13 protein-coding genes are annotated in these 13,749 nt (G+C 65.7%); 7 read left to right on the forward strand and 6 right to left on the reverse strand.

Annotated features, from left to right (window positions below; translation table 11 throughout):
* Positions 1-50: 50 nt before the first annotated feature.
* Positions 51-632 carry a TetR/AcrR family transcriptional regulator gene (locus KVT37_RS22005; protein WP_254634188.1) on the forward strand — a complete coding sequence of 194 codons (582 nt, stop codon included), beginning with the start codon at positions 51-53 and terminating at the stop codon, positions 630-632.
* Positions 633-902: 270 nt separating this feature from the next.
* Here KVT37_RS22005 and KVT37_RS22010 read toward each other — a convergent pair whose 3' ends face one another.
* From KVT37_RS22010 to KVT37_RS22025, 4 genes are all read right to left on the reverse strand, one after another.
* Complete coding sequence (locus KVT37_RS22010; protein WP_217576951.1) at positions 903-1,709, reverse strand: aspartate/glutamate racemase family protein; 807 nt, start codon at positions 1,707-1,709, stop codon at positions 903-905.
* A 37-nt stretch (positions 1,710-1,746) separates the two neighbouring features.
* On the reverse strand, positions 1,747-2,988 hold the full coding sequence (locus tag KVT37_RS22015; protein ID WP_217576953.1) for a D-amino acid dehydrogenase: 1,242 nt from the start codon (positions 2,986-2,988) through the stop codon (positions 1,747-1,749).
* A 275-nt stretch (positions 2,989-3,263) separates the two neighbouring features.
* Positions 3,264-4,433, reverse strand: a complete 1,170-nt coding sequence (locus tag KVT37_RS22020; protein ID WP_217576955.1) for a PLP-dependent aspartate aminotransferase family protein — start codon at positions 4,431-4,433, stop codon at positions 3,264-3,266.
* Positions 4,430-5,866 (reverse strand): pyridoxal-phosphate dependent enzyme, encoded by a 1,437-nt coding sequence (locus KVT37_RS22025; RefSeq protein ID WP_217576957.1) that lies wholly within the window; start codon positions 5,864-5,866, stop codon positions 4,430-4,432. The genes KVT37_RS22020 and KVT37_RS22025 overlap by 4 nt, the downstream gene beginning before the upstream one ends.
* A gap of 572 nt (positions 5,867-6,438) precedes the next feature.
* Here KVT37_RS22025 and KVT37_RS22030 point away from each other — a divergent pair.
* Together KVT37_RS22030 and KVT37_RS22035 are read left to right on the forward strand one after the other, a co-directional pair.
* On the forward strand, positions 6,439-6,768 hold the full coding sequence (locus KVT37_RS22030; RefSeq protein ID WP_217576959.1) for a hypothetical protein: 330 nt from the start codon (positions 6,439-6,441) through the stop codon (positions 6,766-6,768).
* On the forward strand, positions 6,765-7,412 hold the full coding sequence (locus KVT37_RS22035; RefSeq protein ID WP_217576961.1) for a cysteine hydrolase: 648 nt from the start codon (positions 6,765-6,767) through the stop codon (positions 7,410-7,412). The genes KVT37_RS22030 and KVT37_RS22035 overlap by 4 nt, the downstream gene beginning before the upstream one ends.
* A gap of 64 nt (positions 7,413-7,476) precedes the next feature.
* Here KVT37_RS22035 and KVT37_RS22040 read toward each other — a convergent pair whose 3' ends face one another.
* Positions 7,477-7,830: a helix-turn-helix domain-containing protein gene (locus KVT37_RS22040; protein WP_217576963.1), complete on the reverse strand. Its 354-nt coding sequence runs from the start codon at positions 7,828-7,830 to the stop codon at positions 7,477-7,479.
* 110 nt (positions 7,831-7,940) lie between these two features.
* Between KVT37_RS22040 and KVT37_RS22045 the strand changes: the two genes are divergently transcribed.
* On the forward strand, positions 7,941-8,711 hold the full coding sequence (locus KVT37_RS22045; RefSeq protein ID WP_217576965.1) for a type 1 glutamine amidotransferase domain-containing protein: 771 nt from the start codon (positions 7,941-7,943) through the stop codon (positions 8,709-8,711).
* Positions 8,712-8,872: 161 nt separating this feature from the next.
* On the opposite strand, the gene KVT37_RS22050 is transcribed toward KVT37_RS22045, so the two are convergent.
* Positions 8,873-10,213, reverse strand: a complete 1,341-nt coding sequence (locus KVT37_RS22050) for an FAD/NAD(P)-binding protein (protein ID WP_217576967.1) — start codon at positions 10,211-10,213, stop codon at positions 8,873-8,875.
* A 711-nt stretch (positions 10,214-10,924) separates the two neighbouring features.
* Here KVT37_RS22050 and tauA point away from each other — a divergent pair.
* The 3 genes from tauA (at position 10,925) to KVT37_RS22065 (ending at position 13,738) form a co-directional block, all read left to right on the forward strand.
* Entirely contained in the window at positions 10,925-11,941 is a 1,017-nt protein-coding gene (gene tauA / locus KVT37_RS22055) for a taurine ABC transporter substrate-binding protein (RefSeq protein WP_217576969.1), read from the forward strand.
* A 163-nt stretch (positions 11,942-12,104) separates the two neighbouring features.
* Positions 12,105-12,878 carry a taurine ABC transporter ATP-binding protein gene (locus KVT37_RS22060; protein ID WP_217576971.1) on the forward strand — a complete coding sequence of 258 codons (774 nt, stop codon included), beginning with the start codon at positions 12,105-12,107 and terminating at the stop codon, positions 12,876-12,878.
* The gene (locus KVT37_RS22065) at positions 12,875-13,738 is read left to right on the forward strand and encodes an ABC transporter permease subunit (protein WP_217576973.1); all 864 of its coding nucleotides are present in this window, start codon (positions 12,875-12,877) and stop codon (positions 13,736-13,738) included. Before KVT37_RS22060 ends, KVT37_RS22065 begins: the two co-directional genes overlap by 4 nt.
* Positions 13,739-13,749 lie beyond the last annotated feature (11 nt).

Genomic DNA, 13,749 nt, shown 5'->3' on the forward strand with positions numbered 1-13,749 from the left:
CAGCGTTGTTTTACACACGTGTAAATTTACACTAGTGTATAAAGATGGCAATGCTGAAACGCACCGAACGGTCCTGCGCCTTGATCCTCGATGCCGCCGACGCGGCTTTTCGCGAGCTCGGCTTCGAAGCCACCACGATGGACGAGATCGCCCGCCGTGCCGGGCTGACGCGCAAGACCGTCTACAATCTGTTCAGTTCCAAGGAAGAGATCGCGCTGCATCTGATCGCGCAGGTGGAGGCGGCGTCCGATCCGGCCTACCGCGCCCGCATCGCCGCCAACGAAGACGTCTTCGCGCAGCTCGAAAATGTGCTCAACGACAGCGCCGGCTGGTGCCTGGCCAACCCGTCGCTGGCCAGACTCGCGCTGGCGCCGGCCGAGCGCCCATCGCTCGAGCCGCCGACCGGCCGGCCGTCGTTCCAGCGTCTGGTGCGCGACATCCTCGTGCTCGGCCAGGCCCAGGGCAAAATCCGCGCCGACGAGGACCCCAACTTCATGGCGCTGGTGCTGCTCGGCATCTATGGCCAGGCGATGCTGTCGGCGCTCGCCGGCTTCCCGTTCGGCGCGGACGACATCGGCCGGCTGATCCGTGTCGTGGTCGAGGGGATCGGCGCGCGACATCGGCCAAACTAGCCTTGAGATTGGCCGAAACGCCCATCGCGATCGTCATCCACGGGCGGAGCGGAAGCGAAGCGGACGCGCAGACCCGAGGATCCATTCCGTGACATCCAAGCTCTGCTGCGGTGCAGACGTCTGCTCCGCTGCATTCTTCGATCAGAGTCACGGAATGGATTCCAGGGTCTTCGCGACGCCGCTTCGCGGCTGCTCCGCCCAGGAATGACGAGGTTGGGAAGGCTTCGAGCAATCTCCAGCGTTTGCGATGTGTCGACGAAACCCAGCCGCTCAACCGGCCTTCAGCGCAAACAGCCTGCCGCCGGCCTGCACGACGTCGTCGATGCCGGCGAGCCGCAGGCAGTGCCAGGCCATGGCGTGGTTCGACGAGGTGACCGGAATGCCGATGCGCCGCTCCAGTTCCGCCACCGCCTCGGCGACACGCAGGCTGGTGCAGGAGATGAAGATCGCTTCCACCCCCGGCACCTCAGCCATGCGCTCTGCCGCCGCCTCGATCGAATCCAGCGAAATGCGGGCGGCCTCGCGGTCATCGCGGCGGTCGAAGGTGGCGACGGCTGATATGTCGAGGCCGCGACCGGTGAAATAGCGCACCAGCCCTTGGTTGATCTCGGGCGCATAGGGCGTCAGCAGTCCGATGCCCTTGACGCCGAGCGCCTTGAAGGCGGCCAAGGCGCCGGTGACCGGCGTGGTGCAGGCGACGCCCGGCCGCGCCTTGCGGATCTCGGCGAACACGGCCTCCTCGCCGAGCGTCATGGTGGCCGAGGTGCAGCCGAAGCCGACGACATCGAGCGGGATCGAGGGCAGGATGAGGTCGACGGTCGGCGCGATGCGCGGGCCCATGGCGCGCAGGGTTTCGGGCGTGATGTCGTTGTCGTTGAAGAGCCGCGCCTCGTAGAAGGCGACGCCCGGAATGCGCACCAGCGCGCGGAATTCATGCTCCAGCGTCTGGTCGGTGGCGAGGATCGCCAGCCCGATCGCCGCGCGCGAGGCGAGGCCGCCGTCGATCTCCGATGGCAGCACGCCGAGGTCCACGGGCCCGGAGGCGGGAAGCGGCGCGGCGGCTGAAGTGGCGGACATGGCATTCCCTTTCCCGATCGAAGCGGAGACCCTGCTCTCAGTTCAAAAGTCCATCCATCGAAATGGCCGGCTTGCGACCGGCGATCAGGTCGGCGGTGATGCGGGCCGAGCCATGCGACATGGTCCAGCCGATATGGCCGTGCCCGGTGTTGAGATAGAGGTTGCGCAGGCGCCGCTGGCCGAATTCGGGCAGATTGTTCGGCGTCATCGGCCGCAGACCCGCCCACATCTCGGCGCGGTCGTAATCGGCGCCTTCCGGGTAAAGGTCCTCGGTCACGCCCTTCATGAAGGCGAAGTCGGCCGGCTTGTGGCTGGTGTCGTAGCCGGCGAATTCGGCGGTAGCGGTCACGCGCAGCCGGTCGCCGAAGCGCGAGACGGCGACCAGATTGTGCTCGTCGATCGCGGCGATGGTCGGAGGGGCGGGCCGGTTGCCGATGGGAATGGTCAGCGAATAGCCCTTGATCGGGTAGATCGGCAGGCTGAGCCCGACCGTCTTCGCGATCAGCGGGCTGTAGGAGCCGAGCGCCAGCACATAGGCATCGCCCTTGACCGCGCCCTTGTCGGTCGTCACCTGGGCGACGCCGTCGTCCGAAATCTCTATGCCGGTAATGGTCGTGCCGGTGCGGATCTCGCCGCCGCGCTCGACTACCCTGGCCGCGAGCGCCCGGGTAAACTTCGCCGGATCGCCGGTCTCGTCGGTCGGGCAATGGATGCCGCCGGCGATCTTTTCCTTCGCCGATGCCAGCGACGGATCGAGCGCGACGATGGCGTCGCGGTCGAGCACCTTGATCAGCTGGCCGTCGGATTCCAAGAGCCGCATATGCTCGACGCCTTTGTCGAGCGCCTGCTGGCTGCGATAGAAATAGAGGATGCCGCGGTCGTTGAGGTCGTATTCTATTCGCTCGTCGGCGACGACCTCGCGCAGGACCGATTGCGAATAGACGGCGAGCCGGTGCTTGAGCAGCGTGTTGCGCCGGGCCTTCTCGGCCGTGCATTCCATCAGGAACAGCCAGGACCAGCTGTAGAGCCGGGGATCGGCCGACAGCCTGAAGCGCAGCGCTTGATCCTTCAGCACCAGCGATTTCAAGAGGATCATCGGCGCCTTGGGCGACGACCAGACGAAGGAATGTCCCGGCGCGATCATGCCGGCATTGCCCCAGCTGGTCTCGGCGGCGACCTGAGGCTGGCGCTCGAGGATGACGACCTCGTGCCCGTCCTTCTGCAGCTGGTAAGCGGTGGTGACGCCGACCACGCCGCCACCCAACACGATCACGCGCATGACGCCTCCGGAGATCGCAAGTTGTCACACTGTAAAGTGTAAGCTGCGGTCTGCAATGGCACACATAATGAGATGTTGGCGGGACAGCACCCCCCTCTGCCCTGCCGGGCATCTCCCCCGCAAGGGGGGAGATTAGCAGCTCCGCCGGCGGCGCCCTTCCTGCAACGTCGATGATTGGCGAAAGCGGTCGCGACATCCAATCTCCCCCCTTGCGGGGGAGATGGCCGGCAGGCCAGAGGGGGGTGTGACGGAACTCGACGACTGCCCCAAGACCGTCACCCCGCCAACGCGTGCTCCAGATCCGCGATCAGATCATCCCCATCCTCGATCCCGCAGGACAACCGCACCAGCGAATCGGTGATGCCGATGGCGCCGCGTTTCTCCGCCGGGATCGAGCCGTGCGTCATCAGCGCCGGGTGCTCGATCAGGCTTTCGACGCCGCCGAGGCTCTCGGCGAGCGTGAAGAGCTGGGTGCGCTCGAGGAAGCGTTTGGTCCCGGCAAGATCGCGGTCGAGATCGACCGAGATCATGCCGCCGAAGGCGTGCATCTGCTGGACGGCGATGGCGTGCTGCGGGTGGCTGGCGAGGCCGGGATAGATGACGCGGCGGACATCTCTGCGCGTTTCCAGCCATTGCGCTATTTTCAAGCCGTTGGCGGAATGGCGCTCCATCCTCAGCGCCAGGGTTTTGATGCCGCGCAGGGCGAGAAAACTGTCGAACGGGCCGGAGATGCCGCCGATGGCGTTCTGCAGGAATTTCAATTGCGCGGCGAGGTCCTTGTTGTCGCTGACCACCGCGACGCCGCCGACCATGTCGGAATGGCCGTTGAGATATTTCGTCGTCGAGTGGACCACGATGTCGATGCCGAGCTCCAGCGGGCGCTGGATGTAGGGGCTGCAAAAGGTGTTGTCGGCGACGGTGAGCAGGCCCTTGCGTTTGGCCAAGGCGGCGAGCGCTTCGAGATCGACGATGCGCAGCAGCGGGTTGGTCGGCGTTTCGACCCAGAGCAGCTTGGTGTCCGGGCGGATCGCGGCTTCGACGGCCGCCAGATCGGTGAAGTCGGCAAAACTGACTTGCAGGCCGGCGGAGCGCTTGCGCACGCGCTCCATCAGCCGGAAGGAGCCGCCATAGATATCGTCGGTGGCGACGATGTGGGCGCCGCTGTCGAGCAGTTCGAGCACGGTGCCGATCGCGGCCAGGCCCGAGGCGAAAGCGAAGGCGGCCGAGCCGCTTTCGAGATCGGCCACGGCGCGCTCGAAGGCGAAGCGGGTCGGGTTCTGGCTGCGGGCATATTCAAAGCCCTTGTGCACGCCGGGCGACTGCTGGCCGTAGGTGGAGGTGGCGTAGATCGGCACCATCACCGCGCCGGTCAGCGGGTCGTGGCTCTGGCCGCCATGGATGGTGCGGGTGGAAAAGGCCAGGCGGTTCTTGCCGTTCGATGTCATTTTGCGCGGCGCCTCAGATGGTTGATCAGGTCGATACGGGTTATCAGGCCGATGAACTCCTCGCCATCGAAGACGATGGCGACCTCGTTGCGGTCGAAGACCGGCAGCAGCGCGTCGAGCGTCTGGCTGGCCTGCAGCGTGTGCAGGCTGGACGTCATGGCCGAGCGCACAGGACCGTTGAAGCGGTCCCAGCGGCCGTCATAGGGGCCGTCGACCTTGGCCAGGATATCGCTCTCGTCGACGATGCCGATCAGCTTGCCCTCGTCAAGCACCGGCAGTTGCGAGACATCGGAGCGGCGCATGCGGCCATAGGCGTTGAGCAGGCTTTCGTCCGGGCCGACGGTGACGATATCGCCGGTGCGCGGCGAGCGCATGACCAGGTCGCGCAGGTCGCCATGCTGTTCCTGGTCGGCGAGGCCCTGCTCGGCCAGCCAGATATCGTCGAACACCTTCGACAGATATTTGTTGCCGCTGTCGCAGACGAAGGTGACGACGCGCTTCGGCGTCGTCTGCTCGCGGCAATAGCGAAGTGCGGCCGACAACAATGTGCCGGAGGACGAGCCGGCGAGGATGCCTTCGCGCGACAAGAGATCGCGCACCGCCAGCATGCTCTGCTTGTCGGGGATGGAATAGGCCTTTTTCACCAGCGACAGGTCGGCATTGGGCGGCACGAAATCCTCGCCGATGCCTTCGACGGTCCAGCTGCCGGCCTCTTCCATCTTGCCGGTCTTGATTAGCGGCGCCAGCACCGAGCCGACCGGGTCGGCCAGCACCATCTCGGTCTTCGGCGAATGTTTTGCGAAATAGCGGCCGAGCCCAGTGAGCGTGCCGCCGGAGCCGACGCCGACCACCACGGCATCGATATCGCCATTCAGCTGCGAAAAGATTTCCGGGCCGGTCGTCGTCTCATGCGCCAGCGGGTTGGCCGGGTTGGCGAACTGGTTGGCGTAGAAGGCGCCGGGCAATTCTGCGGCAATCTTTTCGGCCATGTCCTGGTAATATTCCGGATGGCCCTTGCCGACATCGGAGCGGGTCATGCGCACCTCGGCGCCCAAAGCGCGCAGATGCTGGATCTTTTCGCGCGACATCTTGTCGGGCACGACCAGGATGATGCGGTAGCCTTTCGGGATGCCGACCTGGGCGAGGCCGAGACCGGTGTTGCCGGCGGTCGCCTCGACGATGGTGCCACCACGCTTCAGCCGGCCATCCTTCTCCGCCGCGGCGATCATCGACAGCGCGATGCGGTCCTTGATCGAGCCGCCCGGGTTCTGGCTTTCGAGCTTGATGAACAGGCGGCATTTGCCGGTGTCGAATTTGGTCAGCTCGACGATCGGCGTCTGGCCGATCAAGTCGAGCACCGAGGCGTAAGGCGGGCGCAGCCTCGACAGATTGGTGTCCGCGCCGCCGGGCGCCGGTTGTCTCTGCTCGCTCATCTGGTTGCTCCATCGGAAGCAGACGCGGGGTGTCGGCAATCTCGCGCATCGAGCCGCCGGAATCCATTCCGGTTTCGCGGATCGCGCGATCCGTCTTTTCCAGCCCTTTGCCTTCGGAAAGAAGATAGATCGTGCCAATCCGGCGGCGAGTGGAGGAATGGAATTTCACGGCGAGCGGTCGAGGAGAAGGGGGGTTGAGGATCGATTATCTATGTCGAGTTCCTTCACACCCCCCTCTGTCCTGCCGGACATCTCCCCCGCAAGGGGGGAGATCAGCAGTTGCACCGGCGGCGCCCTTCCTGCAACGTCGATGATTGGCGAAAGCCGTCGCGACATCCAATCTCCCCCCTTGCGGGGGAGATGGCCGGCAGGCCAGAGGGGGGTGCTGTCCCGCCGGCCTCAGAAATTTCGCATCGCGAGCAGACTCAAATCGCGAGCAGACTCAAATCGACCAGCACAAAGGCGCTGTCAGGAGACCGGTTCAACGAACCATGTCGTTCGTTGCCGCTGCCTTTTCCACCGTGCTAGCCGAACGCTGCACGGGGCGAACAAGCAATCTCGAGGAACGGCCGATGAAGATTCTTGCCTATGACAATTTCAAGCCCGGCGTCACGCTCGACGATTTGCAGCCCTATCTGCGCGACGAGGTTTCGAACGTCTGGCGCCTGTGGAAGGCGGGCATCGTGCGCGAGAATTACGCGCGCGCCGATGTCGGCGGCGTCATCATCGTCTTCGAGCTCGACAGCGTCGAGGAAGCGATGCGCTACACCGACGATTTCCCGCTCTCCAAGGCCGGGCTGCTGGAATGGCATTTCATCGCCTTCGATGCGCCGCTGCCGCTCGAATTCCTGTTCGACCCGAGCGTCGACATCGCCAAGCCGTGGGATCGGACGGCGGCATGATCCGGTCGCGCGAAGGCATCGAAATCCCAACCGCGCTGGCGGAATGGTGCGACCCGCGCCGCATGGCGCTGGTGGTCTACGACATGCAGATCGGCATCTGCCGTCAGGTCGAGGGCGCGGCGGCAATCGTCGAGCGCACCGGCACGGCGCTGGAAGCGGCGCGCAAGGCCGGCATGCGGGTGGCGTTCACGCGCCACCTTTCGCTGCCGAGCAAATGGATGGGCGCCACGCAATTGCGCACCGCCATGGCCTGGCAGCGCCGCGACAACCCCGATGCGGTTGAGCCCTGGTTCCCGCGCGATGCCGAAGCGACGCGGATCGTGCCCGAGCTCGCGCCGCGCGCGGACGAGGCGGTGTTCGACAAGCTGACCATGTCGGCCTTCGATGCCACCGCGCTGGGCTTTGCGCTGCGCGATTGCGGCATACGTGCCGTGGCGCTCGCCGGCATCGCCATGGAGATCGGCATCGAGCCGACGGCACGCCAGGCGACCGACAACGGCTTTGTGGCCGTCGTCATCGAGGACGCCTGCGGCTTCGGCAACAAGGACGCGCGCGACCGTTCGATGGCGACGCTGCGCTTCCTTGGCGAGGCGGTCGTCACCGATGTCGCCGGCTTTTGCGGCACGCTCGCCGGTGCGGCGTGAAATGAACTTTTTTTCTTTCGCAATTCCGGACGGAAAACCGCTTCACACTTTTCCTGGAATTGCTTTAAGCCGCCGCTTCAATGTCGGTGCGGAAGCGCACGCCTTCAGCGCGGCCATGGATGCTGCCCCAGTCATAGAGCGCCTGGAGCGCGGCGGCGAGATCGCGGCCGCGCTCGGTCACGGCGTAGCGGTCCTTGCCGTCGGGCGATTTTTGGAGCGTGACGAAGCCGATCTCGACGAGATCGGCGAGGCGCTGCGTCAACATCTTGTCGGAAAGCGAAGGGATCTGCCGGCGCAATTCCGAATAGCGCATCGGCCCCTGCTTGATCCGCGCCAGGATCACCGTCTTCCACTTGCCGCCCAAAGCGTCGAGCGCGAACTCGACCGGGCAGCCATACAATCGACCGCGCTGTGCCATGCGCCGATCCTAGGCAAGGGGCAGGCGCGGCGAAAGCGGAAATTGCCCCGCCATGTGGCGAGGCGACGGGCGGCAGCGCCCGGCATAGACTTCACCAGGGAGGAGCGATCATGAGTGTGCGGGATCCGAACCCGGTCGATCAACGCAAGCCGAAACGCGTGGCGATCGTCATCGCCAATCCGGCCGTCTCGACCACGACCGGATGGCCGGTCGGCTTCTGGTGGAGCGAGCTTACCCACCCCTGGTTCGCCTTCACCGAGCGCGGCTACGAGGTGGAGATCTTTTCGCCAAAGGGCGGCAGATGCGAGGCCGATGCGCTCAGCGATCCGCGCGATCCGTCTGGCTATTCGGAGACCGACCTCATCTCGCTCGGCTTCATCTCGAGTCCAAAGCTCAGGGCGCTTGTCGACGAGACGCGGCCGGTGATCGAGATCGATGTCGAGCGCTTCGACGCCATCGTCGTCGCCGGCGGCCAATCGCCGATGTTCACCTATGAAAGCGCAACCGGCTTGCAACAGGTGTTCGCCGCCTTTCATGAAGCCGGCAAAATTGCCGCCGCGCTCTGCCACGGCACCGCCATCCTGCGCTACGCCAAACGTGCGGACGGCACTCTGCTTGCCGCCGGCAAGACGGTGACCGGCTTTGCCAATGCCGAGGAGGATTTCGCCGACAACGCCACCTGGGCAATGGGCGCGCTGGAACGCGGCAAGCATCTGATGCCGTGGCGGATCGAGGATGAGCTCAAGGCGATCGGCGCCAATTATATCCAGGCCGGCCTGTGGCGCGGCTTTGCCGTGCGCGACGGCAACCTGATCACCGGCCAGCAGAATTTTTCGGGCGCCGAAACGGCGCGCGTGGTGTGCGAGGCGCTGGGCGGCTGACGCGGCAGCTTAAACGCTCCAAGGTGTGTTGAGATTCAGGTCAGGCCGAGTCGAAAATGGTGGTCTCCGAGAACCGGAGCGGAGCGTACTTAAGTACGTGAGCACCGGAAGCGCAGGAGACCGCCATTTGCAGGCCGGCCTCACCTGGAACTCGGCATACCTTATCCCAGCAGCAGCTTGCCGAGCTTCGCGCATTGCACGCGGATGTCGGGAATGGCGTCGATCTCGAAGAAGGTGCCGCGCGTCAGCGGTCCGACGGCGAGAAGCTTCGACGACACCGCGCCGTCGGATGCGATCAGCTCGCATTTCGCCGTGACGTCGAGGCCGAGGCGCAGCGGGTCGGGCCGCGCCAGGCTGCGCTCGATCAGCGAGCGCACGACGCCGTTCGACGTCCTCGAAATGTCGCGGGCGATGCCCATGCAATCATAGAGGCGGGCGACGTCGAGGGTCTCGACCTCCTGCGTGCCGCGCGGCTGGATTTTTACGACGAAGCCGTCGTTCGGCTCGACGTTCACGACCCTGCCGGCGACGAGGCGAAGGCGACCCGACCCGACCGCCTCGGTGACGCGCGCGTAGACCTCCGGCGCCATGCGGTGGCGGTGGATATCCCACCAGGCCTTGGTGTGCTCGACGAAACGGCGCTTGGCCGAGGACGGCCAGTTCTGCCAGATCGTCTGGTTGAAGGGCCTCAAGCCGTCGACGACGTCGCGCCAGTCGCCACCGGCCTGCTGGGTCTCGCGGATCAGGTCGCGGAACCAGCCGACGAAATAGGAAAGCTGGGTGCCCAGCGGAATGTCGGCGACATCGAGCTTGATCGGGTTGCCCTTGCGGTGCGGCGACGGCAGCAACCCGCGCCGCGACACCGCGACGATGGCGCCGCGATGGCCGCGCTGTTCCAATGACAGGAAGGCATCGACCATGCTGAGGCCGGTGCCGAGCAGCAGGACCGGAGCTTCGGGATCGAGCGTGGTGTCGGCGTCGGAGCCCATGCGGATGGCCTGGCCCTGGAACGCGCCGGGCTGCTCGTCATGGCCGGTGGCAAGCACGGCCAGATGGCCAACGACGCTGGTGCCATTGGCGAGCACCACCTCGACGCCGGCCGGCGTCGGCGAGATCGACAGGCTCTCCTCCGCGATCAGCCGCAACCGGCCGGTTTCGCGCTCGCGTTCCACCAGATCGTCGAGCAACTCCCTCAGGTAGCGCGCATAGAGGCTGCGCGGCGCATAGAACGGTCCCTGGTCGGGTTTGGCGAAGCCGCGCTCCAGCACCCAGCGCGCGAAGTGATTGGGGTCGTCGGCATAGGCGCTCATGCCGGAGGCTTTGACGTTCAGCACATGCGCCGACAGCAGGGTGGAATAGGCAATGCCCTGGCCGAAATGCGGCCGCTTCTCGATCAGCGTGACGCGCAGATCGGGATTTGATGACATCAGCAGATGCGCCGCGAGCACCACGCCGCTGGCGCCGCCGCCGACAATGATGATGGAGTTGCCGCGTCCAACCATGGTTGCGAGCCGGATTTCTGACTTAAGCGATCAGCGCGCGGCGATCGCCGCGGGCGGCTTCGGCCGCAGGCCACGAACGATCGCCGGAACGGTTTTTAGAAGGTTGCGCATCGTTCTCTCACTCCCAATGTTGATAAGATTACTATACTAAGCGCACCAGGCACGAAACCAGAGTTCCAATTGGCGCGCCTTTTGAGGCATGGATTTGCCTGGATGGGCTGATTGGAGAATTTTCGTTCGCTGTGGCTGGTCGTATCGGGCCCGCATCCGCGTGGTCGTCATCCTAGGGCGGAGTGACGCGAAGCGTCGCGTAGACCCTAGGATCCATGCCGTGACTTGGGACATAGAATGCAGCGGTTCAGAATGGGAACCTTGCCGACGCCTCACTGTTAGATTGTTCTGCACCGTAGCATCGCTTCTACGTCACGGAATGGATTCTAGGGTCTGCGCGCGTCGCTTCGCTCCTTGCTCCGCCCTAGAATGGCGACGGAAGGACGGCTTCGCCAACTGCCAAGGGCGGCCGAGGCGCGGCAGCCGGCCCGCCCATCAGCGCCCCCACCACAACCGTCCTTTTGCGCCCCTTCCGCCGGTACCCGGCGACACTTTTCCAACAAAGTCCACTTCGTTGGAAGGATTTAACTCTACAAACCCGATAGAATTAACCGACGATAGAAAGGCAATCCAGTTTTCAGGAGTTTATGGAGCCTTTCAATGTCAATCATCTCACGACGCATTCTGCTGCTTTCGTCGGCAGCCGCTCTCGCCGGCGCCGCCCTGCTCGGCCCGGCCAGCGCCGAGGATCTCAAGATCACCATCGGCTACCAGACGGTGGTCGAGCCATCGAAAGTGCCGCAGGCCGACGGCGCCTATGAAAAGGCGACCAAGGCCGCGATCGACTGGCGCAAGTTCGATTCCGGCGCCGACGTCATCGCGGCGATCGCCTCGGGCTCGGTCGATATCGGCTATGTCGGCTCGAGCCCGCTGGCCGCGGCCGCCAGCCGCGAATTGCCGATTGAGACCATTTTCGTCGTCGGCCTGATCGGCCCGTCCGAGGCGCTGGTCGCCCGCAACGGCGCCGGCATCGAGAAGGTCGCCGACCTCGCCGGCAAGAAGGTCGCGGTGCCGTTCGTCTCGACCACGCATTACAGCCTGCTGGCGGCGCTGAAGCATGAAGGCGTCGATCCGAAGTCGGTCCAGATTCTCAATCTCAGGCCGCCGGAGATCGCCGCCGCCTTCGCGCGCGGCGACATCGACGCGGCCTATGTCTGGGATCCGGCGCTCGGCCAGGTCAAGACGACCGGCAAGGTGGTGCTGGATTCCTCGCAGGTGGCCGCCTGGGGCGCGCCGACTTTCGACGCCTGGATCGTGCGCAGCGATTTTGCCGAAAAGCACCCCGAGGCCGTGCGCGACTTCGTCAAGGTGACCGGCGAAGCCTATGCGCAGTTCCTCGCCAGGCCCGACGCCTGGTCGGTGTCCTCGCCCGAGGCCGGCAAGATCGCCAAGCTCACCGGCGCCAAGCTGGACGAGGTGCCGGAGCTGCTGAAGGGCTATGTCTTCCCGCCGCTGGAAGAGCAGGCCTCGGACAAGTTCCTCGGCGGCGCGACCGTCAAGGCGATCGCGGCGACGTCTGCCTTCCTCAAGGAGCAGGGCAAGGTCGACGCCGTGCTGCCCGACTATTCGAAATATGTGACGGCCAAATATGCCAGCGAGGCGCTCGCCTCGAACTGAGCTTTCTCCATGCAATTCCCGGAAGGATGACCGCCTTTCCGGGGATTGTTCGGAAGCGCGGCCTTCTTCCCTGGCCTTGCGCTTGCCTGTCCCGGAGCCGCGTACGAGGCGCGGCTTCGGGGCAGGCCCCCAGGTCCAGCGCCTTGATGCAATAGAGGCCCCAATGCCGCATCTCACCCTCGACAAGGTCAGCGTCCATTATGACGGCCAGCCGGCGCCAGCGGTGGAGCGTGTCTCGCTCGACGTCGGCAGGGGCGATTTCGTCGTGCTGGTCGGACGCTCCGGCTGCGGCAAGACCTCGCTGCTCAACGTCGCCGCCGGGCTGGTGGAGCCCGCGCGGGGCCTGGCTACGGTTGGGGGCCGGCCGATCACGGGGCCCGGACCGGACCGCGCCGTGGTCTTCCAGAACGATGCGCTTTTTCCCTGGCTGACGGCGCGGGAAAATGTCGCCTTCGCACTTCGGCTGCGCGGCGTAAGCGCCGACAAAAGGGCGCGGCGCGCCGACGAGCTGCTGTCGCTGGTCAAGCTCGGCGATGCCGGCGACAAGCGCATCTGGGAACTTTCCGGCGGCATGCGCCAGCGCGTCGGTCTTGCCCGCGCCTTGGCCGCCGAACCCGAATTCCTGCTGCTCGACGAGCCGCTCGGCGCGCTCGACGCGCTGACGCGCGAGCGCATGCAGACGACATTGCTCGACCTCTGGGCCGCAGCCCAGGTCGGCGTGCTGATGGTGACGCATGGCATCGAGGAAGCGCTGGTGCTCGCCACCCGCATCGTCGTGCTGGCACCCGGCCCCGGCCATGTGGTGCGGACCCTCGAGACCCATTTCGGACGGCGCTACGCCGCCGGCGAGCCCATCCGCGCGATCAAGGCCGATCCGGCTTTCGCCGCCGCCCGCGCGGAGCTGACCGACGCGATCTTCGAGGGAGAGGCGGCATGAGTGTCGGCACCTACAGCGAAAGGCCCGCCGCGAAGGCCGAGGAGACCGACGGGTTTGCCGTGCCATGGTCGCGGCCGCGGCCAAGGCCGAGACGAGCGATTTCAGCCAGGCTGGTCAGCGCGATCACTATCCTCGTGCTGCTCGCCGCCTGGACGGTATCGGCCTCGCTGCAGCTGGTATCGCCGGTCTTCCTGCCCTCGCCCGCCGCCGTCTGGGCCAAGTTCGTGATCGTCGCCCGCGACGGCTTCGTCGATGCGACGCTGCTCCAGCACCTCCTTGCCTCGCTCTGGCGCGTGTTCGCGGCGCTGATCGCCGCCATCCTCGTCGGCGTTCCGGTCGGCCTCGCCATCGGCATCAGCCGGATCGGGCGCGGCGTGTTCGACCCGCTGCTCGAGTTCCTGCGGCCGATCCCGCCGCTCGCCTATCTGCCGCTGATCATCATCTGGTTCGGCATCGGCGAGCCGTCGAAGATCCTGGTGATCGCCATCGCCATGCTGGCGCCGGTGGCGCTGTCGACCGCGGCCGGCGTGCGGGGCGTGTCGCGCGAGCGCGTCGACGCGGCGCGCTCGCTGGGCGCCACCCGCGCCCAGGTCATCCGCCACGTCATCGTGCCAAGCGCGCTGCCTTCGATCCTCACCGGCCTGCGCATCGCGCTCGGCGCCGGCTGGTCGACGCTGGTCGCGGCCGAGCTGGTGGCGGCGACGCGCGGGCTCGGTTTCATGATCCAGTCGGCAGCGCAGTTCCTGGTCACCGACGTGGTGGTGATGGGCATCCTGGTGATCGCGATCATCGCGTTCGTGCTCGAATTCGTCATCCGCCGGATCGAGCGGGTGCTGGTGCCCTGGTCGGGGCGGGAATGAACGCGAGCCAA

Origin of the sequence: Mesorhizobium sp. GbtcB19, from assembly GCF_019091085.1 — a bacterium.
Classification (GTDB): Bacteria; Pseudomonadota; Alphaproteobacteria; order Rhizobiales; family Rhizobiaceae; genus Mesorhizobium.

Bases quoted from the DNA above. Each gene is read 5' to 3' on its own strand.
- KVT37_RS22010 (WP_217576951.1), bottom strand. From the start codon at position 1,709: ATGTCCGCCACTTCAGCCGCCGCGCCGCTTCCCGCCTCCGGGCCCGTG.
- KVT37_RS22065 (WP_217576973.1), top strand. From the start codon at position 12,875: ATGAGTGTCGGCACCTACAGCGAAAGGCCCGCCGCGAAGGCCGAGGAG.
- KVT37_RS22020 (WP_217576955.1), bottom strand. From the start codon at position 4,433: ATGACATCGAACGGCAAGAACCGCCTGGCCTTTTCCACCCGCACCATC.
- KVT37_RS22025 (WP_217576957.1), bottom strand. From the start codon at position 5,866: ATGAGCGAGCAGAGACAACCGGCGCCCGGCGGCGCGGACACCAATCTG.
- KVT37_RS22030 (WP_217576959.1), top strand. From the start codon at position 6,439: ATGAAGATTCTTGCCTATGACAATTTCAAGCCCGGCGTCACGCTCGAC.
- KVT37_RS22015 (WP_217576953.1), bottom strand. From the start codon at position 2,988: ATGCGCGTGATCGTGTTGGGTGGCGGCGTGGTCGGCGTCACCACCGCT.
- KVT37_RS22040 (WP_217576963.1), bottom strand. From the start codon at position 7,830: ATGGCACAGCGCGGTCGATTGTATGGCTGCCCGGTCGAGTTCGCGCTC.
- KVT37_RS22005 (WP_254634188.1), top strand. From the start codon at position 51: ATGCTGAAACGCACCGAACGGTCCTGCGCCTTGATCCTCGATGCCGCC.
- KVT37_RS22050 (WP_217576967.1), bottom strand. From the start codon at position 10,213: ATGGTTGGACGCGGCAACTCCATCATCATTGTCGGCGGCGGCGCCAGC.
- tauA (WP_217576969.1), top strand. From the start codon at position 10,925: ATGTCAATCATCTCACGACGCATTCTGCTGCTTTCGTCGGCAGCCGCT.
- KVT37_RS22035 (WP_217576961.1), top strand. From the start codon at position 6,765: ATGATCCGGTCGCGCGAAGGCATCGAAATCCCAACCGCGCTGGCGGAA.
- KVT37_RS22060 (WP_217576971.1), top strand. From the start codon at position 12,105: ATGCCGCATCTCACCCTCGACAAGGTCAGCGTCCATTATGACGGCCAG.
- KVT37_RS22045 (WP_217576965.1), top strand. From the start codon at position 7,941: ATGAGTGTGCGGGATCCGAACCCGGTCGATCAACGCAAGCCGAAACGC.